This is a genomic window from Bacillus sp. REN10 (genome assembly GCF_016820555.1).
Classification (GTDB): domain Bacteria; phylum Bacillota; class Bacilli; order Bacillales; family Domibacillaceae; genus Bacillus_CE.
Genome location: NZ_JADHDW010000003.1, coordinates 155756 through 179684, shown reverse-complemented (window position 1 = coordinate 179684; position 23929 = coordinate 155756). Strand labels below are relative to the sequence as shown.

20 protein-coding genes and 1 riboswitch are annotated in these 23929 nt (G+C 39.8%); of the genes, 3 read left to right on the top strand and 17 right to left on the bottom strand.

Going from position 1 to position 23929, the window contains the following annotated elements; translation table 11 throughout:
- Positions 1-41: 41 nt before the first annotated feature.
- Genes IRB43_RS06295 through IRB43_RS06270 form a run of 6 tightly spaced genes read right to left on the bottom strand, consistent with a single transcriptional unit; the run spans position 42 to position 7007 of the window.
- On the bottom strand, positions 42-1217 hold the full coding sequence (locus tag IRB43_RS06295) for a saccharopine dehydrogenase family protein (protein ID WP_203362595.1): 1176 nt from the start codon (positions 1215-1217) through the stop codon (positions 42-44).
- Complete coding sequence (phnW, locus tag IRB43_RS06290) at positions 1214-2311, bottom strand: 2-aminoethylphosphonate--pyruvate transaminase (RefSeq protein WP_203362594.1); 1098 nt, start codon at positions 2309-2311, stop codon at positions 1214-1216. Before phnW ends, IRB43_RS06295 begins: the two co-directional genes overlap by 4 nt.
- Positions 2304-3119, bottom strand: coding sequence for a phosphonoacetaldehyde hydrolase (gene phnX, locus IRB43_RS06285; protein ID WP_203362593.1), 816 nt, complete (start codon positions 3117-3119; stop codon positions 2304-2306). The genes phnW and phnX overlap by 8 nt, the downstream gene beginning before the upstream one ends.
- A 12-nt stretch (positions 3120-3131) precedes the next feature.
- Entirely contained in the window at positions 3132-4889 is a 1758-nt protein-coding gene (locus IRB43_RS06280) for a putative 2-aminoethylphosphonate ABC transporter permease subunit (protein WP_238941851.1), read from the bottom strand.
- A complete protein-coding gene (locus IRB43_RS06275) occupies positions 4890-5906 on the bottom strand; it encodes an ATP-binding cassette domain-containing protein (RefSeq protein ID WP_203362592.1) in 1017 nt (338 codons plus the stop codon).
- 21 nt (positions 5907-5927) lie between these two features.
- Positions 5928-7007, bottom strand: a complete 1080-nt coding sequence (locus IRB43_RS06270; RefSeq protein WP_203362591.1) for a putative 2-aminoethylphosphonate ABC transporter substrate-binding protein — start codon at positions 7005-7007, stop codon at positions 5928-5930.
- A 746-nt stretch (positions 7008-7753) separates the two neighbouring features.
- Between IRB43_RS06270 and IRB43_RS06265 the strand changes: the two genes are divergently transcribed.
- A complete protein-coding gene (locus IRB43_RS06265) occupies positions 7754-8251 on the top strand; it encodes a hypothetical protein (protein ID WP_203362590.1) in 498 nt (165 codons plus the stop codon).
- A 622-nt stretch (positions 8252-8873) separates the two neighbouring features.
- On the opposite strand, the gene IRB43_RS06260 is transcribed toward IRB43_RS06265, so the two are convergent.
- Positions 8874-9071 carry a hypothetical protein gene (locus IRB43_RS06260; protein WP_203362589.1) on the bottom strand — a complete coding sequence of 66 codons (198 nt, stop codon included), beginning with the start codon at positions 9069-9071 and terminating at the stop codon, positions 8874-8876.
- A 140-nt stretch (positions 9072-9211) separates the two neighbouring features.
- Positions 9212-13021 (bottom strand): dynamin family protein, encoded by a 3810-nt coding sequence (locus tag IRB43_RS06255; protein ID WP_203362588.1) that lies wholly within the window; start codon positions 13019-13021, stop codon positions 9212-9214.
- A gap of 181 nt (positions 13022-13202) precedes the next feature.
- On the opposite strand from IRB43_RS06255, the gene IRB43_RS06250 reads away from it, so the two are divergent.
- Complete coding sequence (locus IRB43_RS06250) at positions 13203-14144, top strand: endonuclease I family protein (protein ID WP_203362587.1); 942 nt, start codon at positions 13203-13205, stop codon at positions 14142-14144.
- Positions 14145-14167: 23 nt separating this feature from the next.
- Here IRB43_RS06250 and IRB43_RS06245 read toward each other — a convergent pair whose 3' ends face one another.
- From IRB43_RS06245 to thiT, 9 genes are all read right to left on the bottom strand, one after another.
- The gene (locus IRB43_RS06245) at positions 14168-14923 is read right to left on the bottom strand and encodes an exodeoxyribonuclease III (protein ID WP_203362586.1); all 756 of its coding nucleotides are present in this window, start codon (positions 14921-14923) and stop codon (positions 14168-14170) included.
- A 102-nt stretch (positions 14924-15025) separates the two neighbouring features.
- Complete coding sequence (locus tag IRB43_RS06240; protein WP_203362585.1) at positions 15026-16024, bottom strand: histidinol phosphate phosphatase domain-containing protein; 999 nt, start codon at positions 16022-16024, stop codon at positions 15026-15028.
- Positions 16021-16818 (bottom strand): DeoR/GlpR family DNA-binding transcription regulator, encoded by a 798-nt coding sequence (locus tag IRB43_RS06235; RefSeq protein ID WP_203362584.1) that lies wholly within the window; start codon positions 16816-16818, stop codon positions 16021-16023. The genes IRB43_RS06240 and IRB43_RS06235 overlap by 4 nt, the downstream gene beginning before the upstream one ends.
- Entirely contained in the window at positions 16815-17819 is a 1005-nt protein-coding gene (locus IRB43_RS06230; RefSeq protein WP_203362583.1) for an ABC transporter ATP-binding protein, read from the bottom strand. The genes IRB43_RS06235 and IRB43_RS06230 overlap by 4 nt, the downstream gene beginning before the upstream one ends.
- 3 nt (positions 17820-17822) lie before the next feature.
- Positions 17823-18602: an ABC transporter permease gene (locus tag IRB43_RS06225; RefSeq protein WP_481748119.1), complete on the bottom strand. Its 780-nt coding sequence runs from the start codon at positions 18600-18602 to the stop codon at positions 17823-17825.
- Complete coding sequence (locus tag IRB43_RS06220; RefSeq protein WP_481748118.1) at positions 18599-19444, bottom strand: ABC transporter permease; 846 nt, start codon at positions 19442-19444, stop codon at positions 18599-18601. The genes IRB43_RS06225 and IRB43_RS06220 overlap by 4 nt, the downstream gene beginning before the upstream one ends.
- A 31-nt stretch (positions 19445-19475) precedes the next feature.
- Positions 19476-20306: an alkaline phosphatase family protein gene (locus IRB43_RS06215; protein ID WP_203362582.1), complete on the bottom strand. Its 831-nt coding sequence runs from the start codon at positions 20304-20306 to the stop codon at positions 19476-19478.
- Entirely contained in the window at positions 20296-21399 is a 1104-nt protein-coding gene (locus tag IRB43_RS06210) for an ABC transporter substrate-binding protein (protein WP_203362581.1), read from the bottom strand. The genes IRB43_RS06215 and IRB43_RS06210 overlap by 11 nt, the downstream gene beginning before the upstream one ends.
- Before the next feature lie 212 nt (positions 21400-21611).
- Positions 21612-22184, bottom strand: a complete 573-nt coding sequence (thiT, locus tag IRB43_RS06205) for an energy-coupled thiamine transporter ThiT (RefSeq protein WP_203362580.1) — start codon at positions 22182-22184, stop codon at positions 21612-21614.
- A gap of 72 nt (positions 22185-22256) precedes the next feature.
- Positions 22257-22357, bottom strand: a riboswitch (TPP riboswitch).
- Positions 22358-22470: 113 nt separating this feature from the next.
- Here thiT and IRB43_RS06200 point away from each other — a divergent pair.
- A complete protein-coding gene (locus IRB43_RS06200) occupies positions 22471-23922 on the top strand; it encodes an amidase (protein ID WP_238941850.1) in 1452 nt (483 codons plus the stop codon).
- Positions 23923-23929: the final 7 nt, after the last annotated feature.

Genomic DNA, 23929 nt, shown 5'->3' with positions numbered 1-23929 from the left:
TGCCAAGCCTCCATTACTGTTATTTAGCTTAACTAGTTAGACTAAATAGTAGGAGCTACTTCTTTCACTTCTTCATGGACAAAAATTCCTCGCTTTTCTAATTCTTCAAATATGATAGCCGGGTTTGTAAAGGCTTCTTCTGGCGTAATGACTCCTTTCTTCTTTACATAACCATTAGCGATTAAATGAGCTGCGATCGCAAAAGGAGTAGCTACATTTCGTGTATAGGCGCGTAGCTTTTCCCATCCAGGTACAGAGCCGTCTGAAGCAGGATGAGTATGGTAAAGAGTATGATTGACTTTCTTCCCGTCTTTCTCTCCTTCCACTTCTACATGAAGAGAATATCCATATAACTCTGTTGTTTGCCCTTCTTCTGATTGGATTAAATATTGGGAAATACAATCCATAATCCCAATTTCTTTTTCGTTCACGTGAATCGGTGTATTTTGCAAAATGCCATATTCATATAAAGCTTTCACCAGTCGCATATTTTTTTGTGGCCACGTTCCACGAGTTTCAATTAGTTGAACTCCTTTATCTTTCAATGCTTTTGATAACGTTACTGTCTCCGCATGTGGAATAATATATTGAACAGTTTCGCCATACGGCTCCGGCAATTGAATCGTTCTTGGACGCGCAAATGGCGGCACTTGCTTCATCTCACCATTTTCAAAAACGACCCTTGTCGGTAGCTCTGGATCATATTCATACGTCGTTGTTTCTGTAATCGATGCGGAAAAGGCAATTGGGCGAAATGATCCGTGACTGACTCGAACACTTTCAACTGTATCTAATTGATTCGCTGCATGCATCGCCATCATCTGTGTTAATCCCGGCGTCATTCCGAAACCCGGAAGCAATGTTTTGTCGTTTTCAATAAATACATCGTTCCATTGGTTTTCTTCACCAAAGCCATTTAAGTTAATGCCATGACAGCCTGCTTTAGCAATGCATTCGGAAGACAGTCCGTTTAACTTAATCGTCGTTCCGTCTAAGACAATATCGTAGCCTTTCATTTTGGCAACAGTTGAATCAATATTGGTTACATCGACTTGAACAAAATCCACCCGCGGGTCATTTAACCATTCGACAACTTTCCTTCCTTCTTCCTCATTATAATCTGCGACTGTGATCGTTTCGAAATTAGAATATTGAACTAGATCCAGAATCGCTTCTCTACAAATTTTACCTGCTCCACCTAAACAAAAGATTTTCATTGATAGACAGCTCCTTCCGAAATAATAGCGGTTAATTTTTTGATGTCTTCAGCGTGAACATCGCCAATATTCCCAATTCTAAACGTATCTGTTTGTGACACCTTCCCTGGGTAAATGACAAACCCCTGTTTTTTCAAACGTTCATAAAACGAAGGGAAATGAAAATCTGCATTAGGAAAGCAGAAAGACGTAATAATTGGTGAATGATACTTTTCCTCGATGAAAGGAACAAATCCAGCTTCTTTCATCCTCGCTACTAGTAGCTGTTGATTGTTTGTGTAACGTTGTTGTCTCGCTAACACGCCACCTTCTTCTTCAAGCTCTACTAAAGCTTGATAAAAAGCTCGAACGACATGAGTTGGAGAAGTGAAGCGCCATTTCCCATTGAACCGTTCCATCGTCTCCCATTGACCATATAAATCAAGTGAAAGGGAACGAGCAATGCCTTTACACTTTTCTAGCTCTGTTCGCTTCGCTATTACGAATCCAAAACCTGGTACGCCTTGAATACATTTATTCGCACTGCTAATTAAGAAATCAATTTGCCAATCTTCCATATCGATGTCAATTCCACCGAAGCTACTCATCGCATCAATGATCGTGATTTTGCCGTATACTTTAGCTACTTTTGTGATCTCTTGAATAGGATTTAACACCCCGGTCGTCGTCTCGCAATGGACAGCGGCAATATGTGTAATGTCTGAATGAGATTTCAGAAGTTCTTCTACTTTTTGTGCAGAAATGGGCTCGTGTTCTTCGGTCTGACAAATGACCGTGTCAATGCCGAGAATATTAGCTATTTGTGCGATTCGATTTCCATAAGCACCGTTCACACAAACGAGTAATTTCCCTTCAGATCCGATAACAGACCCAATCGTTGCTTCTACCGTAAAAGTACCGCTTCCTTGCATTAACACAGAAGTATAGTTTTCGCTGTTTTTCGTGGCTAGATGAGCGAGCTTGCCGCGAACTTGTTGAACGAGTCCATTATAGTCATCGTCCCATGTACACCAATCTCTTAACATTACTTCTTTTACTGTTTTCGTCGTTGTCAGTGGCCCAGGTGTCAATAATAAATAATGTTGATTATCCATGTTGCTTTGCGCCTCCTACTACTTGTTGTTGCTCAATTTGATCGATGACACTTTCAAGATCAGCCAGTTGTAAAATTGTGAAGTGAGCTCCTGCGGCTAGTAAACGTTCTCTAACTTCTTGAATTTTCGCTTCTAGCTCATTCGCGTCCATTTCCTTTACTTCATTTTCCGTTAATCCAAGCTCACTGCTGCCTAAAATGACGCCAACCGTCCACATACCGGCATTTCTGCCCTCTTTCATATCAGAAACGGTATCGCCAACTTTAATCATCGCACTCATCGGGTATATTCCTAATTCGATCGCATTCATATAGCACATCCACGGATATGGGCGACCCGCTGGCACATCATCAGAAGTGATGTAATAATCTGGTTTATAGCCTTGTTTTTCAGCGCCTGGTGCGACAACCTTCATCATTTCGGACGTATAACCAGTAGTTGATCCAATTTTGATTCTACGCTGGCGGAGTTTTTCCATTAATTCTAAACATCCAGGTACTGGCGTTGTATAATCTGGCAAAATAGCAAACAATTCTTCTTCAAATCTGCCGTACATCTCTTCAATATCGCTTTCCTGTGGCTGACGATCGTATGTAGCTTCCCATAATTCTTTAATCCGTGGCATGTCAGTGATGGCACGAATATGGTCAATTTTTAATAACCCCATCGGTTGACGAGCCTCTTCAATAGTGATTTCAATGCCCTTTTCTTTAAAAATTTGCATAAATACTTGAACAGGAGCAAAACATCCGTAGTCCACTGTTGTTCCTGCCCAATCAAAAATAACTGCTTTAATGTTTGTTTCCATTTCTTCTCTCTCCTATCTTTTTTGCCAATGCAAAGCACGTTTATTTAAATATTTCGTTAATAGTTCATATAACGATCTGACAATAATGTTCGTTAATAATATGAGTGAGCTCATTGCCGCCGCAGCTGCTAAATTTCCAGCATCGTCCATATTCACAATCGAGATCGCGGCGAGCTTAAAATCTGGTGAGTATAAAAACATCACGGCTGATACGGTCACCATCGAGTTGACGAAAAAATACATCGATATTTCTAAAATGGCCGGCAAGCACATCGGTACCGTTACTTTAAAAAATGTTTTGTAAAATGGGATACCCATTGATTCAGACACAAGCTCATATTCTTTATCTAACTTTTTTAACGCCGTAGTCGCTGTAACAAACGACACAGAATAAAAATGAATAATATTTGCCATCACAATGATCGCGACCGTGCCATATAAGAAATGGAATGGATTCGTCATTGTCCATGAGAAAAGTTGGATTTCAGGCTGACTAAAGAAAAAGATATATCCTAACCCGATGACAAGTCCAGGTACAGCTAATGGAATGATGGATAAGAAATAACTTATTTTTCTTAACCCAGCCATCCGACGCACTTTTTCAATACCATAAGCAAATACAAAAGTCAGCAATGTGCCAGCTATCGCTGTGATCAAAGCGACAATGACACTGTTTTTAAATGCTTCCATTCCGTCACCTGTATAGCTAGAGAAATTTAAATGATCAAGAGTAAAACTCAGATCATATGGCCAAACCTTCGTAAATGCAGCAACTAACACTGCAAATACCATTAATAAAATCGCTCCCGAGATAAGTAAACAAAATAGGAATAAAAGAGAATCTCTCATTCGATTGTTTTTAATCACAAAGGGCTTTGATTTGGCGGAAATCGCCGCTGAATTTTTTTGCATGGTCAATCGGTCAACGGTAAAAGCGAAAATTGCTGGTAACATTAGAATAATCCCTACAGTCGCACCCATCGCCATATTTTGTTGCCCAATGACTTGTTTATAAACATCAGTGGCGAGGACATTGTACTGTCCGCCAACAATTTTCGGAGCACCGAAGTCCGTAAAACTTAATGTAAACACAACGAAGGAGGCACTGATCAAGCCGTACTTTACACTAGGCATTGTGATCGTAATAAATTTCTTGAGCTTGCTTGCTCCAAGCGTATCTGCCGCTTCATACATTTGATAATCTGCCCCTTGAAAGGCTATTAATAAAATTAATACTGCTTGTGGGAACGTATATATCACTTCGGCTATAATAATTCCAATTGGCCCGTATAATTCGATTGCCATATTCGGTAATAACCCGAAAAAGCCATTCGTGATTAATCCTTGATTTCCAAACAAATACATTAAGCCAATCCCATGCATCATCGTTGGCGCAAACAACGGAAGCATAGCTGCTGATTTAAAAAATATTTTTCCTGGAATGGCTGCTCGAATCAGCGCGAAAGCATAAACAAAAGCCAATGTCACGGCAATCAATGTGGTCATGCTAGAGATAAATATCGTATTTTTCAATGATTGTACTAACGTTGGCGATGAAAAATATTGAGTAAAGTTATCTAGTCCAACAAATGCGCCTTCTTTATCATAAAAAGCTTGTACAAATAATTGATAGAGCGGAAAAACAAGTAATAATAAAAAGGTGCCGATCATACTAAGAAGAAGTAAACGTTGGAGCCATTCATTTTTTCCTGCCTTCTGCTTCACACGCTTTGTAACCATTGCTTTCTCGTTCTTTTCGAGCCACTCCATTTAACAGCCCACCTTTTCACTATATGACAACATCTGTTTTTCCCCGATGGAAAGTGTCAATATACTGCCTAATTGAATTTTCTGCTGGTGAACAATGGTAGCTGGCAAGTCAATTAATACGAGCTTATCGTGTAGCGGAGAGTCACTTTGCTCAAGCTTGACCATTCCTCTATACACAGGGCCTCTAAATTCCAGTTTTTCAACAATCGCGGAAACCCCTTCTCCTTGAGTTAAAGTGATATGCTCTGGACGTATCGCCAAAATACGGCCTTCAGGATGGCTCGGCTGTAAATTGATAAAATTCATCGCGCCGATGAAATCAGCAACAAATGGATTAGCTGGTAACTGATAGATTTCCTGAGGCGTACCGATCTGCATAATTTCCCCACGATTCATGACGATAATCTTATCCGCCATCGTTAAAGCTTCTTCTTGATCATGTGTCACCATAATCGTTGTAATTCCTAGCTTTTCTTGAAGATCGCGAATTTCAAATCTAAGTTTTTCTCGGACTTTCGCATCTAATGCCGATAATGGTTCATCTAATAAGAGAAAGCTAGGCGATAATGCTAGAGCACGTGCAAGAGCAATTCTTTGTTGCTGACCACCTGATAACTGAGCAGGATAACGATCTTGCAAATCGACTAATCCGACCATCTCTAATGCAGCTAATGCTTTCTCTTTCACTTCTTTCTTTGGCATTTTCTTTGCCTTTAGTCCAAACTCAACATTGCTTAAAGCCGTTAAGTTGGGAAAAAGGGCATAAGATTGAAAGACAATCCCGAAGTTTCTCTTAGCTGGAGGCACAGCTGTCACATCTTTTCCATCAATAAAAATCCGTCCCGCAGTCGGTTCCTCTAAACCGGCAATCGTTCGAAGTAAGGTCGTTTTCCCGCAGCCACTTGGGCCTAATAAACAAACAAATTCTCCTTTGGCCACGTGAAAAGACAGATCATTTAATGTCGTCACATTCCCAAAAACTTTTCTAATATGGTCAATTTTTAAGTAATCTTTCATATTTCTTCTTCCTTTCGCCTATTATTCTTTCGGCTCGGCTTTTTGACCAAATTCCTTCTCCCATTTACTTAAGATCGCTTCTCGGTTTTCAGCGGCCCATTTCAAGTCATTTTCCTCAAATAATTGACTAACTACATCAGTTGGGAAACCTTCTGGTGCTGGGAAATCATTCTTGATCGTCGCAAATCCATTGGCGTTAAAATATTCTTGCATGACATCATCAGAAATCGCCCAGTCTAAAAATACTTTCGCTAGCTCTTCATCTTTATTATCCTTTTTTTTGATGAGTGCGTTTGCCTCTACTTCCCAACCTAATCCTTCTTTTGGAAGCACAACTTCAACGGGTGCTCCTTTTTGCTTTTCTTTTACGGCACTGTACACCATCGATACACCAATTGGATATTCACCAGCGGAAGCAAGCTTGGCCGGTTTCGACCCTGAATGAGTATAGGTCGCAATATTTTCATGCAGCTTTTTCATGTACTCCCAGCCTTTTTCTTCACCCATCATTTGTAACCATGCGGATACTGTTAAGAATCCTGTACCGGATGAAGCCGGATGAGGCATCACAAGCGTTCCTTTATATTCTGGTTTTACTAAGTCTTCATAAGATGTTGGCATCGGTAATTTTTTCTTTTCTAATTCAGCCGTATTGACGGCAATACCCGTCATAAATGCTGTATTCCCTACCCATTTCTCTGGTTGATTACTATCTTTAAATTGCGGTTGTACACGATCAATCCCTTCAGGTGTGTATCCTTCTAACATATCTTTCTCATCAAGAGCTAACAAGCTAGAGGCCGCTGTTCCCCATACAACATCCGCTTCTGTATTTTTGCCTTCAGCTAGAAGTTTAGCTGTAATCACTCCTGTTGAATCCCGCACAATATTTAAATCAACATCAGGATATTTCTTCTCAAATGATTCAAGATACACAGGAATCAGTTCTTCCTCGATTGCTGTATATACTGTCAGTTCTCCTTCGAGCTTACCCCCTTTATTTTTTCCAGTTGCTTTATCTTCCTCGCCTGAACAACCCGCAAGGACAGATAATCCTAGAACAGCTGTAAGCCCTATTAACTTTCGCTTCGTTGATTTCATTTATTTTCTCCCCTTTATGTTGGATTCATCTCTTCCACAATTCCACTATAGGAGATAAATGTTAATGCTAGTGGGGAACTTTGTTAAAACTTTGTTTACTATTGAAGTTCTTTGTATTGTGTATTTTTACGCATACCCCAATAAAAAACCACACTCATTTTCCTTAAACATTTACATTACCTTTACATTCAAGGCAGAAGTCCCACAAAAACCACTCTGAATTTTGGTTTTATGTGGGTTTTACATTAAAATAAAAATTCGGGGACTGGTTCAAGGAAGCCCTGCACAGATGCCATTATAAGTCCTATACAACTAAATACGAAAAAAGCAGGAATTACTTCTTTGAGATGACGATCATATGATTTTATTCACGTTAAAAAGTTAGCGGCATTCTCAAATTCTTCAACATTTTTATTGAGTTTCTATGATTAATTATCCTGGGTTTATAAGTTTAAAATGAAAAGTTTCATACCATTCCTGTATAAATTGTCCAAGACCTCGAATAACATTCCCTTTTATATCATTTCTCTGCACTTTTCTATTGCAAAATTAAAAAGGTAGCCGTCCTTATTTTGATAGTTTCTTGAGAGTAACAGATAGAAATTTTATGAAACAATATGTATGAATGCATGATGACAAAAAGAAAGGTTGAATAGAATAATAGAAAGTTGTGGTAAAAGAGGGGGAATTTTACAAAAAATAGAGAGTGTAAGGGCTGGAAAAAAACAACTAGACTTGTTTTAGCTTTGCTGATAATTCTATTATCGATATTGCTCGTTGCGTGTAGTTCAGCTGAGGAGAAATCGAAGGAATCGCCATCCGAGTTAAAGCAGGAAGATTCGAAGCAAGAAAAGTCTCAGCCAAACGAGGAGGAAACGGACAAAGAGGTTCCAAAAGTTCAGGCGTCTCTCGAGTGTGAGGGAATTTTGTTAGAGAGTGATGTAGTGATCGAAGGGAAAAAGCTAGGCGATTGTATGGTTGCTGCGATACTAGCTGCAGGTACGGGAACACATCGGGTAGAGTCTACTGGCGAGCCTGCAACTGTCGTTGATTTTCAGTGGAATTCAGATTTTTCGATGAATGTGAAGGAAGGGCCGATCAAAATGGAGATGGTCACAATGACCGATGTGGGATTATGGCTGACCAACGATTATTTAGGAGCGGACCATGGGGCGAAAAAGTGGAGATTCCTGAATCGAATGGTGTCTCCAATTGAGTCGATGAAAAATGTGAACCTTGCTTGAAAACTCATAAAAACACACCGAGAAATCATATTCTCTTTGTGTTTTCTCTAAAATTCGTGTGGAATTCCCCTCTTGTTAATTAGTCGACGACGCGGCCCATGGGAGTTCGTTAAATCCTAACGAAAGTAAACCGGAGATGTCATAATCGGTTGGCAAAAGAACCGTATGCAAGCCATTATCCCTCAATTGTTCAAATAAATAACGGAACATAACATTTAACGTTTCATAGTCATTTTTTCCGTGTAATCAAGCAATTGTTTGGTAATATACGTAAGTAACTCCTTATCAAATTATCCTACAACGGAAGCAGCTTCAATTCACTCATAATGCTTAGTGGATATCTGTAAGCTTTCAAAAACGGTTTGGCGAAGCATTCGAATCGTTCGCTTCAAGTTTGCATGCTCAAATGGTTCTTCTCCCTCATTCACCATTCGGCACAGTTTCGATTAGGTCTGTTTTTTTATAAAAAAGCGGCAGCATTCATTAACGAATGATATCGCTTTTCTTCTATATTATATATACTCTTTTCAAAAGACGGGTTACCGCCCTCAGTAGGTCTTCTCGTTTGAAAAATACGAATAAAAAAGCCTAAATCCAAATGGATCTAAGCTTTTTTTCTTCATTATTGGCCTTCTTCTTTTTCTTCCGTAGTATCTTCAGTTTCTTCTGTGTTTGTATCTTCCGTATTTGCATCTTCAGTTTCTTCTGTGTTCGTCGTATCTTCTTCATTGGTTGCATCATCATTGCTACAGCCTGTAGCAACACCTAGGATCATTAGAGAAGCTAATAATAACATAAACCATTGTTTTAAACTTTTCACTCTCTTTTCCTCCTTTAAAGTAGCAATCAATCGTACATACTTATCATAACTAGCTTTAGAGAAAAATAGAAGTTTTTATTCCTTTTTTTAACAAATGATTAACATTCTCGTATCATTTTTCATTTTCTTTTTACTTTTGCTCAATAATTCCTCCCTCCTCTTTCTAATTTATGGATAATCTCTTGAATATGATCCAGATCTATAGCAGTAGACAAGATAGACAGTCGGCCCGCTGTTTGATTTTCTATTTGTTCCATGACATCGTTTCGAATTTCTTCTAGTAATTCTCTATAAATTGGCCGCATTGTGTTCTGTATTTGCTCACCGGAACGATCAACATAATCATGAACAGGATGGAGTAAGGCTTTTTCGATTTCATCTCGTACCATTTTATTTCCTCCTTCCGCAAAGAAAGCGGTTGGCGACTCGAATTTTTTTAAGAAAGACTGAAAATGTGAAGCTTGTATATGATGTAATCCCGCTTGAAAAGATGGCCACTCGATAGTTGGTGCTTCTGTATATCGCAAAGTCACCGATTCCATCTTTTCTTTTAATTCCGCTTCTAGGTTCCTTTGCAGTGCTTGAATACTTTTTTGCATAAATGCTTGGAGACGGATCGTGGTCGCTCTCATTTCTTGGGTTAAATCATTAGCGACAAAACGGATGATTTCATTGGTAAATCGATGAAGCGCCACGATGGTATCGTCAAATTGATCAAAAGCCGCTGGACTGAAAATGACTTTGAACTCATCATTATACCGATAGAAAATACGTTGTTTCACGTAAAATAGCAATTCCTCCATTTCTTGTTTCATCGCTTCCTGTTCAAGTGTGACGGAACGCTGTTGTAAGTATGTTCGAGCTGTATGTAGCTGATCAATGAGCTGCTTTCGAGTCTGTTCTTTCACAACTTCTTCTTCTTGAGATAGATCCATCCAGCGCTTCAGCTCAATGATCGCTTGCTTGATCTCAAATTGAGCATGACGAAGAGTGGATAACGCTAACTGTTGCTTCGTAAAAGAAACGAATTGCTCCTCAAACAAGCTCATGCCCGAGAGTTCCAATGATTGTTTCGCATGAGGCAGCTCTTCATCAAGGGCAATCTGTAGCATTTTTCTGTATCTTATTTCTTCTTCAGCCTGTAAACGATGAGCACCTGCTTTTTTAGCATATAATGAAAGGTGGCTAGACAGCGGATAGATACGTGCTTGATGAATGCCGCACGTTAATAAATTTTTCTCGACATGATGCATCACATCCAACAGATCTTTTTTCGATTCGGCCAAATCAGCAGCATTCACGACGAAGAACATTTTGTCATGTTCAAAATAATCCTTCACTCGTCCTAATTGAATCAAAAATTCTTGATCTGTACGCGAAAAAGCATGATTGTAGTACGTCACAAAGACGACCGAATCAGCCTTAGCAATATAATGAAAAGCCATTTCTGTATGACGAGCATTCATTGATCCCGCTCCTGGTGTATCGACAAGAACCATTCCTTGCTCAGTGAAAGGAGAAGAATAGTACATCTCGATTTTCTCCACAAAGCAAGCTTTTTCCTCTATACTCACATATTCTCCATATGATGCAATGGTCTGAACTTCTTTTTTCCCTAAACGTTTGTTCATGAATGGATAACCCTTTAGAGCGGACCGCAAAAAAGTAAATTGCTCGTTCGGCAACTGAATGAGTGGCGGAAAGGCGGTTTCCTCTTCTTCCCCCGTTTTCTTTGCATCCGTTTTATCCTTTTTTTGCTCCTTCCATTCTTTCATCATCCGATCATGTTGTTCAAAAAGCAGATACAAATCCTCTATATGTTCGATCGTTTGTTCACTCAACTCGAGTGCTTGATTCACATCTTTCACTAGTTGTTCTTCCGTTTTAAACTGAATAACTACCGTCCCATGTGAATACGTTTCGTTCGGGGCGCGTACTTCATTGATGGCAGCTGTTGTCGGGTTAGGAGAAACAGGAAGGACATGCTCGCCAAGCAGAGCGTTAGCAAAGGAGGATTTCCCTGCACTGAACGCTCCAAATAAAGCGATGGTATATTGATTCGTTTCTAAACGATTAAGTCTCATACGCATATGACTAACCACTGTTTCCATTCCATTTACACTCGACAATAGATCGGTTTGGCGATGCAATTCTTTTACTTCTTTTTCCAAAGACACAGGAATAAAAGGCTGTTCATTGGATGTCTTGTGCCATTCGCGAGCCACCTCGCCAATCGGGACGACCTTGCGGGAGCTTTTCCGTTTATGAACGTGTTGATCACCAAAAGCAATAAACGCATCTTCCGTGATCGTTTCCTCCCCTTGCATTTCAAGCAGTTCTAGCAGCGTTTCGTATAATGTTTCATGCTGTTCATTTAATCGAACAAGCACTTCCCATGCCTGCTTTTTTTGTTCTAATTCTGTTCTTTCTTTTAATAGTTGCTCTTTTTTCTTTTTCGCATTAATGAGTGCTTGTCTCTCTAGTGGTTCAATGAGCGGTAGCAACGAGCGGCGATATAATAGCTGAAGTTCCCTCGTCACATCTTTCGCATAGGTCAATACATAATCACCGCTTAAAAGTGCTCCTCGCTTCACTTTTTCCTCTAAAAAGGACGTAGGAAATTTGACTTGCAGTTGACGGATTCCCTCGCGGAGTTCGTCATTTAACAACCCGAAATTGAATAAAAACGCCGGCATGGCTTTTTTTAAAGGAATATCAATATAAGCGAGCCGATTTTCATTAATCGCTTTATAAAAACGATGAAGCCGCTCCATTCGCTCTTTTTGCGTTTTCTTTTTAGAAAATAGTCCCCGAACACGAAAGGTGAGCTCCCGCGATTCTAAAAATTCCCGAGCTAAAATTCTTGTATAATAATCCATTAGTTTGGCATTATTAAAAATCATATCTAACTCTTGATCAAATAGTTGAAGATACTTTTGCCCTCGTCTTTCCATCGCTTCCTCTTCGCGAATCACATTCGTCAATGCTTCTTCTAACTCGGCCATCGATCGAACATTTGCTACTAATTGCTGCATCGATTCTTTTTTCTCTTGATCCCGCTCCACTTGATGATGGTAAAACTGAAGAGCCAGCAATAAAGCTTCTGTCATCACATGCTCAATGATCGCTTGCTTACGCGTCGCCAACTTGTCGCTTAGTAAGGCTTTTAATTGATGTATTTCATTGTGGGGATGATCATCATCTTTCAACGAAGTAAAGTAAAGGCCCTTGTAAGAAAGGTCATGTTCATCAAAAGAAGAACGAATTCTTTGCACAAATTCATGAAAAGACAGTTCAAAGGCCAGATGCTTATCAATTTGATTAACAATAAAATAGCTTTCCTTCCCCATATCCGCTAGCCGCTGACAAAACTCGAAATTAACAGGCGACTGCACATGATTATAGTCCATCATGTAAAAAACAATATCTGCTACATGAAGTTTAGACTCCGCACTGACACGGTGGGCATCATCTGTCGAATCGATACCGGGCGTATCTAAAATAGCCACCCCTTTCGGCAAATGATCGACAGGATGAGAGATCTCCACTTCATCTACTGTATCTCCATTGACACAATAAGCCTGAATCGTCTCTATATCATACGGAAACGGAAACTGTTTCATGCCTTGCTCTTTAAAGCTCACTTTGGCATACGGTTCACCCGCTTTCACCTTGACGACGTTCGCACTCGTTGGAATGGGGTTAGAAGGCAGTAAATTTTCGCCCATCAGTTCATTAATCATCGTAGATTTACCGGCGGAGAAGTGGCCGCAAAAAGCAATGACATACTCCATATTATCAAGCTTTTCAATTAAATCCGAACATTTCCCTGCCAGCGTGTGAAGATTCTGCTTAAGCATCATTGCCCTCAATTTCGTTAACTTCTCAACTAATAATGCACGAGTGGGACGTTGTCTCTGAAGCCACTCTTTTAGCGTTTCATTTAGCATCTCATACGAAGCTCCTTTACTCATCAATTGTCCAAGAATGATACTGTTTGGATTTAGTGTAAGAAATTTGGAGGGGGATGTCTAATTTAGGGTGTAATCTGCTCGTAGCAACTTGTCTGACATGATGTCTAGTAAACATTGTGATAAAATAATAGGCAATCTATACAATTGAGGCGATCATATGGAAAACCATGTAACCTTACGGGAGAGCTTGACTGAATTACAGAATTGGTACCAAAAGGACGTTCACGTACCGCTCACTAAATTAAAAGAGAATAAAGGAAAAATCAAGAAGGATGAGCATCTTTATTACCGTGAAAAAATAGACGAACGGGATATCCGTCGCTACTATCGTTCAGTAGCTTCCCGCTCAGGTGACGGACATGCCCTTTTTCATCAATATCATCAATTAGTGACCCGCACTCATAAATGGCAAATTCCCTATTTTTTAAGCAAAGACCACTATTTATATACATGGGTCGATTTACAGCCGGACGGATCCGTCAAAAGTATTTACTCGGGTGAAAATAAAGATCCGCAAACGATGTTAGAAGAAGACTATGAAACTATTAAAAAAAGATATGTAGAATTTCAAATTTTACTCAACTGTTCTAAAAGGTTTGGCCTTGCGATCGATACAAAAATCCAAAGCATTGATGCTCAGTTAAAGTTTAATACGGAGCATGTCGTTCCTCAGTCTTGGTTTGGAGGCAAAGAACCGATGAAAGGGGATTTGCATCATTTATTCGTCTGTCAGCCAGATTGCAACACCGCTCGCTCTAACTTTCCTTATGTCGATTTTTCCTTTTACCAGCCCGAATCACCGAAGGAACGAATCCAAAACCGTTGCGGCGTGGCCGTAAATGGCGGATTTGAACCTGAGAATGGAAAAGGTACCGTTGCCCGGGCGATGCTTTACTTTTTGTTGCGTTACCCTAATACAATTCGAAAGTCCTTTTTAAAACAAATCAATCTTTCTCTCTTAATAAACTGGCACGAACAATTTCCAGTGACCATTTATGAAAAACATCGAAATCGAGCCATTTATCGCATTCAAGGAAACCGCAACCCTTTTATTGATCACCCTGAGCTTGCGGCTAGGTTCGCATTTCCAATGAAATAGTCCCCTTTCTAAAGGGGACTATTTCATTGGAACTCCAAGACAACTGGACAATGGTCACTGCCAAATACATGCGGATGAATGGAAGCATTGTGTAATTTAGAAGTTAGTCGCTCGGACACAATAAAATAATCAATCCGCCAGCCAATATTTTTTTCTCTCACCTTACTCATATAAGACCACCACGTATAAGCGTCTGTCTTGTCTGGATAAAAATATCTGAAGCTATCAACAAAACCAGATTCAAGCAGCTTCGTCATCTTCTCTCGCTCGGCGTCCGTAAAACCGGAATTTCCCCGATTCGTTTTATAATTTTTCAAATCAATTTCTTGATGCGCCACATTTAAATCTCCGCACAAAATGACCGGCTTTACTAGATCTAACTGTTGCAAATATACCCGCATCCGATCTTCCCACTCTAATCTTTCCACCAATCTTGAAAGATCTCGTTTCGCATTAGGCGTATACACATTCACAAGATAAAATGACTCAAATTCTAAAGTGATAATTCTACCTTCCGCTTCGTCTTTATCCTCTCCAACGCCGTACGACACGGACAAAGGCCGCTGTTTCGTAAATACCGCTGTTCCGGAATACCCTTTCTTTTCAGCATAATTCCAATATTGCTCATACCCTTCAAGCTCTAAATCAATTTGTCCCGCTTGCAATTTTGTTTCCTGCAGACAGAAAATATCCGCATTTGTTTCCTTAAAATAATCTAAAAATCCTTTTTTCACACAAGCCCGCAAGCCATTTACATTCCAAGAAACTAATTTCCTCAATCTTTATTCGTCTCCTTATCCTATTAGATAGTCTCCCATTATATCATTTTTATGAAAAGCAAAGAACCTTTAGCTGCGACAGGCATCCAAAGGTTCCTTTCATTAAATGATTGGCTTCATGATTCTTTGACGTTGCTGAAACGTACATAGTTCTTTTACTCCATATTGCACTAGCATTTTTTGGCCTTCGTCAATATAAGAGCCTACATCATCTGGAAAATGGGAATCAGACGAGGTTGTAAATGTCACTCCATGCTGAACTAAAACAGATAAGAAGGTTGGACTTGGACACATCTCTTTTACAGGATAGCGATAATATAAGCCAGAATTGATCTCTGTGGCTGTATCTACCTCGATTAATGCTTGAGCAATCCGTTCATAAAATGGAAGCAAGTCTGTTTCGTGCGGTCGATAATTGAATACTTTTAAATTATCTAAATGAGCCACAATATCAAATAAACCCGAACGAATCGACTGCTCCACCGCTCCGAAGAATGTTTCATACAACTGTATTAATGAGCCTTTTGTAAATGTTTCTTTTGTCTCCGGGTTATCAAAGCCCCACCCTTCCACAAAGTGAGTCGATCCAATGATATAATCCCACGGATAGAGATCTAAATAAGACTTTAACCACTGTTCCCCCCCTGGAAAATAATCTGCTTCAACCCCTAATCTTAAAGCGATACCTTCTTGTGCCCACTCTGATTTTGCTTCTTCGATCGTATGTACAAATTCCTCAATGTCTTCCGTCATCACTTGATCCAACCAAATTCGTTGCTTCTTCCCTAATTCCGTTTCATCCATTGTCATATAGGTTTCAAAGTAAGGACGTGCATCTTTAAATCGGTACAGGTGATCGACAATGCCTACTTCTTGAATCCCTCGTTCTTTTGCTTTTTTTAAGTAAAAGCGAAGCCACTCCTTGGAATAAGCACCTGTTTCTAGCCTTACATTCAACTGAGCCATACTAGAACTGAGCCATTCTTTTGTATGTTTCAGTGGCTGCTCTTTCTTAAAATGCGAGATCGCTTGATTCGTTCGTTCTAACCACCGTAAAGAATAGGGTCCTTCTTCTAAGTGAACATGATAATCTATTTTCATATTACTCCCCTGCCTTTTGCTTCAATCCATTTAATATGTTGTAAATTTTTATGATGTTTCCACTCCGCTGGCATCGCTTGATCGCAAATAATTGAATGAATCTCTTTAGTCGGACAAATTTTATAGAATGATTTATTTCCTAATTTGGAAGAGTCGGCCAACAAGATGACTTTATTCGCTTGCTTCAACATTTGAGCAGAAGCGATTGATTCCTCTAGATCAAAGTCACTAACATCTTGAGGCGTCATTCCTCCGCAAGAAATAAACACTTTATCGAATTGGAAGTGTTCCAACATATTACATGTTAATGTACCAGCGACAGACTTTTGTTCAGGATTAGCAATCCCGCCAAGCACAATGACCTTGCCGTCAAAAAAGCGATGCTCGATTTGTTTATTTAATAGATCCGCTGCTGCTAAAGAATTGGTCACCACTGTCACTCGCTGCACACCAACAATATGTTCAGGAATATGAACAGTCGTTGTGCCTACATCGATCATAATCGTATCATTATCCTCAATCATTTCCGCTGCTTTTTTGCCAATTTCTCTTTTTTGATGGTATTGATCATTCATTTTTTTGTTAAAATGAGCTTCTTTCCTTGTTTGCCCATATTTAACGGCTCCGCCATGAACTCGTTTTAACTTTTTTTCCTTTTCTAACACATCCAAATCTTTTCGAATTGTCTCTGGCGTTACTTGCAATTGATGAGCCATTTCAACGACCATAATTTTTCCGACACGTTCAAGCTCTTTCAGCATATAAACATATCGTTCCTTCTGTAATGTACTCATGACAATTCAATCACATCCCCTTTATGGATATATAGAGTGACTTCTTCATTGATGCGATCTAGCTCATTCGATTGATGTAAAAAATCAGCCATATAGGTCAAGCTTCCACTCTCCAGTTCATAGCGAGCTATGTTTCCAAGCAATTGAATGTCCACCACTTTTCCGTGAGTAACAAATCCCCCCGGCATTGAATTCAAAGAAAAAGCTTCCGGTCGAATGGCATATTTTTTTCGAGGAGAAAAATGCTCACCCTCGATCAACATATGTAACTGTTGTCCAGTTAAAATATTATAATTGCCAATGAATCTAGCGGCGAATTCATTTTTAGGCTGTGTATAGATCGAATGAGGCGTGCCGCTTTGAACGATTTGTCCATTGTTTAATAGAAAGATGCGATCACTCATGGCCATCGCTTCTTCTTGGTCGTGTGTTACCAGAATCGTCGTCATATTTAACTCTTGTTGGATGTGACGAAGTAGTTTTTGCAAATTTTTTCGTATTTGAGCATCCAAGGCACTTAACGGTTCATCCAGCAGGAGTACTTTCGGTTCGACGATTAATGCACGAGCCAAAGCCACTCTTTGCTGCTGGCCTCCTGATAATTCTCTTGGATACGATGTTTCCTTTCCTTCGAGACCGACCATCTCAATTAATCGCTTCACTTTTTGCCTGATGATCTCTTTATTGGCTTTTTGTATTTTTAAACCAAATGCGATATTTTCTTCGACCGTCATATTAGGAAATAAAGCATAAGACTGAAAAACCATCCCGACATTTCTGTCTTTCGCTTTCACATTGGTGATCTCTTTTCCATCCATCATAATGACTCCGGTATCCGGTGCAGTCAAGCCAGCAAGTATTCGCAATAACGTACTTTTTCCGCATCCGCTCGGTCCCAATAATGTAACAAATTCTCCTTCTTCAAGTGTAAGATTCAAAGACTGAAGAACGGTTTTATTGTGAAATGATTTATGGATGTTTTGAATCGTGATATAACTCATTTGTTACACCTTCTCCTTTTTGACTTTAGTGAGTTGGATAATAGTTAACGAGACGATACACATTAACAGGAAATAACAAACAACAATCGCACTCGCTATATGCCCACTTTTACTTAGCTGTTGATATAAAAACATTTGAACCGTTTCAAATCGGCCACCAAGCACTAAATTGATGAGGACAAATTCTCCAAACAAAATAGAGAATGATAATAATGAAGAAACAAGTAAACCTGATAGGATATTGGGAATAATGACTGATCGGAACGCCATCCATCGATTGGCTCCTAGCAATTCTGCTGCCTCCATTAACGATGTGGCGTGAATGGTTCGCAAACTATTTCGAGTGCCTTGATACATGAAAGGTAAAATACTAACGAAATAGGCTCCTATAATCACAAAAATCATGGAAAGGCTCGTATCTGAATACGTTCTAATTAATCCTACAGCGAGAATGACACCGGGCATGGCATATGTCATAATCACTAATACTTGTATAAATCTCTCCAATTTAGGGGCATACACGACGATACTAAACACGGTTGGAACAATAATTACAAGACCAAGAAAAGTAGAGATTAGTGACAACCATAAGGAACGTCCTAACGCTTCGAAAAAGCGAATATCTTGAAACAATGTCTGATACCATTGTAACGTGTACCCTTCTGGCAAAATGGTGGCGTTCCAATCCGTAGCAAAAGAATAGAGCAAAGTAGCTAACAGCGGCAGCACTAAATAGAAAGACGCAATACCAGCCATCATCATAGGAAGAAGCGGCTTTTTCAAGATAAATCCCTCCGAACTTTTCGAGTGAACCATTCATTCATTAACATAGCTATGACAAGAATCAACCCTAGAAGAATAGCCAAGGCGCTTCCGAGTTCTGGACGCGCAAAAATATCACCTGAAACAAGAGCACCGATTCGAATCGTCACTAAGTTGTATGAACTGCCTGTTAAAGCAAAAACAGAGGCATAGGCGCCCATCGCATTCGCAAACAAAATACTAAAGGTTCCGGCTAAGCTCGGCAGCATAAAAGGCAAACCGATCTTGAGCCAAAACTGAGTGGTGGATGCTCCAAGCAAAGAAGCCGCCTCTTTCCATTGCCCTTGAATGCCAGAAAACACCGGATATAAAAACATGATACAAAGCGGCAGCTGAAAATAAATATAGATTAAAACCAGCCCAGACCATGAATAAAGATGAAATGTTTCTAGTAAATTAATTCCATACTTATGCAATAGTAAAGTGAAGACCCCGCTATTCCCGATCAAAACAACAAAGGCAAAGGCTAACGGAACACCTGCGAAGTTAGATGTAAGATTCGTAATCACTAATATTCTTTCTTGGATTTTAGAAGGGAATAATGTAATAGCGTATGAAGTAAATACACCAACCATAATCGCAACTAAACTAGACACAAATGAAATTAGAATACTGTTTTTAAATGCCTTATGATAATAAACACTGCTCACCACTTCTTTATATTGATCGAGAGAAAATCCGTCCCCTGTACTGCTTTGGAAACTAGCTAAAATCATCGAAATAAAAGGGATGAACAAAAAACATAAAATCAATAAACAAAATGGCACTAGACTAGCAACTAACATTCCATTTATACGTTTCACTCTGGTCGCTCCTTTCTCACAAAAAGGCGTCTTATTCAGACGCCACGGCTACACCTGGAATGGTTAAAGGCTGCATCGCCGATGAAGGTTGAATATTTAATAAGTGACAAGCCAAAGGAGCCAATTGAAGCTGCGGAATTTCTTCCTGTACAATTTGCGGCTTCACCTTTTCACTGATGATATATAGTGGCACAGAACGTTCCTCAAAAGTGGTTCCGCCATGCAATCCATCCGCATTCATGCCATGATCGGCTGTTACGATCACTTGATAGCCTTCATCTAGCCATTTGGGCAGTGTATGCGCTAAGATGATATCTGTATGAATGGCTCTTTCCCGATACTGTTTGGACTCAGACGTGAATGTATGTCCATCATCATCGACATTCATCGAATGGACATACAAAAAATCGGGGTGGTACGTATGTAACAAATAATTGGCATCCGCAAATAAATGACTATCTGGATAATGATCTTCCCAGTAAAAAATTCCTTTTTCGATCGCATGAGAACCTGCAAACTGAAATCGATCTCTCTCTGGAAGAAATGGGGCACGGCTATACAACTCACTAACCCAATAGTAAGAAGCTGTCGCATTGGTTCTGCCTTGTTCCTTCGTTAAATGGAATAAACTTTTTTCATGAGATAACCGCACGACTCCATTATGCGTAATCCCGTTTTGATAAGCAGGCGTCCCTGTCAACAATACTTCATAAAGAGGACGAGACATGCTCGGAAGCTCGGATTGTACTTTATACCGTGCTGCCTGGCCTTTTTCAACAAGGTGATTTATATAGCCCATTTGTGAGACGGCCGTATCAAATCTGAGGCCGTCTATTGTAATGAAAATCAATTTATTTTGCATGTACTAACACCTTTTCTTCCCATAATTGAGGTAATTGTTTCGTTGTTTCCTCCCAAGCTTTGTCGTCTTCGACTGGGCGAACATTGTTATACATCTCATCTGGTAATAATTTCGCTTTTACCTCTTCCGGCAGTTCCGCTTTCTCACGAATCGGACGCGCATATCCTTCCGCTAAGTTCACTTGACCTTCATCGGATAAAATATATTCACGTGCAAGCATCGCCGCGTGAGGATGTTTAGCATATTTATTAATGACCGTCGCATACCCTGACATCACGGATGTTTCTTCTGGAATAATGACATCAAACCGCTCTGGATCAATTTGATCACGGTAGTTTAAGGCGTTAAAATCCCATACAATGGCGACTTCTACTTCCCCCTTCTCTAAAGAAGCGACACTGACATCTCCCCCGCCAAGTCGTCCTTCTTTCGCTAAGTCCGCAAAATAATTCAATCCTGGCTCAATATTTTTTTCATCTCCACCATTCGCATAAGCGGCGGCCAATACAGAAAATTGTCCTTGATTCGCCGTTGGTACGTCACTGATGGTCACTGAATACTTGCTTTCTTTTAGTTCCTTCCATGACTTCGGAATTTCCTTCACCTTGGTTTTGTCACTAATGAAGGCAATCGTTCCTGTGTATCCAACAATCCAATCTCCATTATCATCTTTTGCCCATTCAGGAATCTCATCCCAATAAGATGTTTTATATGGAAGCGTTAATTCTTTCTCTTCTGCGATGGGCCCAAATGCTACGCCAACATCTCCAATATCCGCAGTAGCATTTTCTTTTTCTGATTCAAATTTCGCCAGCTCCTCCGCACTCGACATATCCGTATCTGTGTGTTTCAAGCCATATTTTTTGTTTAAATCTTCCCAAGTGCCTACCCAGTTCGCCCATGTATCAGGCATCCCAACGGAGTTCACTTCCCCTTCTTCTTTTGCCTTTTTTTCCACTTCTTCAACTGATAACTCGCTATAATTCTTTTCTGATGAAGCTGTCTTCTCTGTTTCTCCTGAACATCCAAACATTAAAGGAATTGACAACAACCCAATACAAGAAAGTTTAAAAACCGACAGATTTACGCGCATGTTCATCCTCCTGATTTTTGTTTTGTTTTGTTTTACAAGTAGAATTATAGAATTCAAAAATAAAGCCAATATTAAACAAATGTAAAATCTGTTATCTCAATTTTTAATTCATTGTAAAGAAACCAAGAGAATTTTCAGCAAACAAAACTGGCGATGTTTCTTCATCACATAAAAAGGCCTAGATCACATATTGAGATCTAGGCCTTCTACCATTACATTTTCACACCGGTCACACTCTGTACCGATGAAGTTGACTGTTTAAAAAAGCTTGGTGAGGTTTTATAAAGAAACACAAGAACGAGCGCTGTAATCAGCATCTCCGGAATTAAATAAGAGGCATTATAGGCGATTGAATACAAAACGACAGGCCATCCATCCGGAGCATATTGACCAAACCAAACAACTCCAGAAATAAAATGACAGGCTAATCGCAGAAATGTACCAAGCATCAATCCGCTTATTATTCGATTGACATTCATTTCTGATGCGGCTGCCATCACTCCCGCTAAACCAAGCACAGCATAGGCCAGCGGATAATCAAGCGCTAGCTGTATAGGATGAACAATCGTACCACCTAAAATGAGCCCTAATAGTCCAACAATTAGCCCCGTTACAATGCCTGCTTTTAATCCGCGGCGATAGGCCATTAAAAAGATCGGAACCATCACAAGAGAAATCGAACCTCCATAGGCCCACAACGCACCAAATTTAAATAAACTTAAAATTTGTGCTAAACCAGCCATGACCGCGATTTCAATCATTGTCACTAGCTTGTTTCTGTCCATAACAAAATCCCCTTTCTTTTTTATCCAGGGGGTGCACGTGCCGGTATTTAACCGATAAGAATGCTCAAATAATGGCACTTGTCCGCACTTCCCTACGCTGGCATGACCCAGTTCAGGTTCAAAGAGTTGAGGAAGAATCCTCTCTCAGTCAATCGACACCCCTAGTGGACGTATATTGATATAATATAGCATAATTTTTTCGATCATAACAGTACGATTAGCAGATGAATAGACATATAATAAGAGAAAGATTTTTTTGAAATTTTCAATATATTGGAGGGATTTTATGAAAACAGCTGATCAAGCTTGCAATGAATCGCAACTGGCTTCAACGATTATACCCATGGAGGCATCCGTACTTGCCGAAAAAATTCGCACAAAAGAAATCACTTGCACATCGGCCGTCCGAGCTTATATCGACCACATTGAAACAGTAAATCCTGCAATTAATGCTGTTGTAGAAGAACGATTTTCAGAAGCTTTAGAGGAAGCGAAACGAAAAGACGAACAGCTTCAAGTAGAAAAGAACAAAGGCGCTCTTTATGGGGTGCCGATCAGTATAAAGGAATCGCTTCATGTGGCAGGAATGAAAACAACCGGTGGATTACTGTATCGAAAACAGCAGGTCGAGTATGAAGATGCCGAGGCAGTTGCTAAGTTAAGAGCAGAAGGGGCAATCATTCTTGGAAAAACGAATACTCCAACTCTTTGCTTTTGCCAAGAAACCGATAATAAATTATACGGACGAACGAATAATCCATGGGATGAGTCGAGAACAGCAGGCGGCTCTAGCGGCGGTGAAGGGGCTTTATTGGCAGCGGGCGGAGCTACCGCAGGAATCGGGTCAGATATCGGCGGTTCAATTCGTTTCCCGAGTCATTTTAACGGAGTGCTTGGCTTCAAACCTGGAAAATTTCAAGTGTCGCAGGAGGGTCACTTTCCGTTTGTTTCTCACCCCTTTCAAGAGCGAATGATCGGAATTGGACCGATGGGCAAATCCGTCCGTGATATGGAACTGCTCTATTCCATTATAGCCAAGCATGAAATAGAGGAAAAAAGAATAAACAATTTTCATTTAGAGTTTCTAGAGACAAAACATCATAGGCAATTATCAAAAGAAACAGATCAATTACTTAAACAAGTGGAAACGTTTCTTCAGGAGCGGTTTTCAACTAAACGTTGTGTACCACCATTTTTTCATGAATCTACTCTTCTGTGGCAGGAAATGATGGCTGTTGATGGGGGCAAAGGAATTGAAGCAGTAGCTTTTCATGATCAAAAGCCTCATACGGTAGTAGAATTTTTAAAAGAACGAAGTATGAAAACATCAGACTTGCACTATTACCTCACCTGGGCCATTATCGGTGCTAAGTTATTCCGCCCTTCTCGTAAGCGGGTGAAGAAGATAGAGCAAATATTGAAAAAAGGAGACTTAATATTAGAGGAATACTTAGATCAGACAATCTTCATCATGCCCGTTTACCACCAGGCAGCACCACCTCACTCTATCGTTTATAAAGAAATTTTCTCTATAAGAAAAACATTTTTAAAATACATGCCTTATATTGCGTATGCTAATGTTTGGGGACTCCCTGCTTTAACTATACCTGTAGGGGAAGATTCGGACGGCATGCCGATAGCGATTCAGCTTGTCAGCAAAAATGGAAATGAACAAGCATTATTTCAACTTGGGGCCATACTTGAAAAACAATTTAGAGGATATCGATGCGCTTTTTAAAATAGAA

Bases quoted from the DNA above. Each gene is read 5' to 3' on its own strand.
- IRB43_RS06240 (WP_203362585.1), bottom strand. From the start codon at position 16,024: ATGAAAATAGATTATCATGTTCACTTAGAAGAAGGACCCTATTCTTTA.
- phnW (WP_203362594.1), bottom strand. From the start codon at position 2,311: ATGGATAATCAACATTATTTATTATTGACACCTGGGCCACTGACAACG.
- IRB43_RS06215 (WP_203362582.1), bottom strand. From the start codon at position 20,306: ATGCAAAATAAATTGATTTTCATTACAATAGACGGCCTCAGATTTGAT.
- IRB43_RS06295 (WP_203362595.1), bottom strand. From the start codon at position 1,217: ATGAAAATCTTTTGTTTAGGTGGAGCAGGTAAAATTTGTAGAGAAGCG.
- IRB43_RS06235 (WP_203362584.1), bottom strand. From the start codon at position 16,818: ATGAGTACATTACAGAAGGAACGATATGTTTATATGCTGAAAGAGCTT.
- IRB43_RS06200 (WP_238941850.1), top strand. From the start codon at position 22,471: ATGAAAACAGCTGATCAAGCTTGCAATGAATCGCAACTGGCTTCAACG.
- IRB43_RS06255 (WP_203362588.1), bottom strand. From the start codon at position 13,021: ATGCTAAATGAAACGCTAAAAGAGTGGCTTCAGAGACAACGTCCCACT.
- IRB43_RS06250 (WP_203362587.1), top strand. From the start codon at position 13,203: ATGGAAAACCATGTAACCTTACGGGAGAGCTTGACTGAATTACAGAAT.
- IRB43_RS06275 (WP_203362592.1), bottom strand. From the start codon at position 5,906: ATGAAAGATTACTTAAAAATTGACCATATTAGAAAAGTTTTTGGGAAT.
- IRB43_RS06270 (WP_203362591.1), bottom strand. From the start codon at position 7,007: ATGAAATCAACGAAGCGAAAGTTAATAGGGCTTACAGCTGTTCTAGGA.
- phnX (WP_203362593.1), bottom strand. From the start codon at position 3,119: ATGGAAACAAACATTAAAGCAGTTATTTTTGATTGGGCAGGAACAACA.
- IRB43_RS06280 (WP_238941851.1), bottom strand. From the start codon at position 4,889: ATGGAGTGGCTCGAAAAGAACGAGAAAGCAATGGTTACAAAGCGTGTG.
- IRB43_RS06230 (WP_203362583.1), bottom strand. From the start codon at position 17,819: ATGAGTTATATCACGATTCAAAACATCCATAAATCATTTCACAATAAA.
- IRB43_RS06210 (WP_203362581.1), bottom strand. From the start codon at position 21,399: ATGCGCGTAAATCTGTCGGTTTTTAAACTTTCTTGTATTGGGTTGTTG.
- thiT (WP_203362580.1), bottom strand. From the start codon at position 22,184: ATGGACAGAAACAAGCTAGTGACAATGATTGAAATCGCGGTCATGGCT.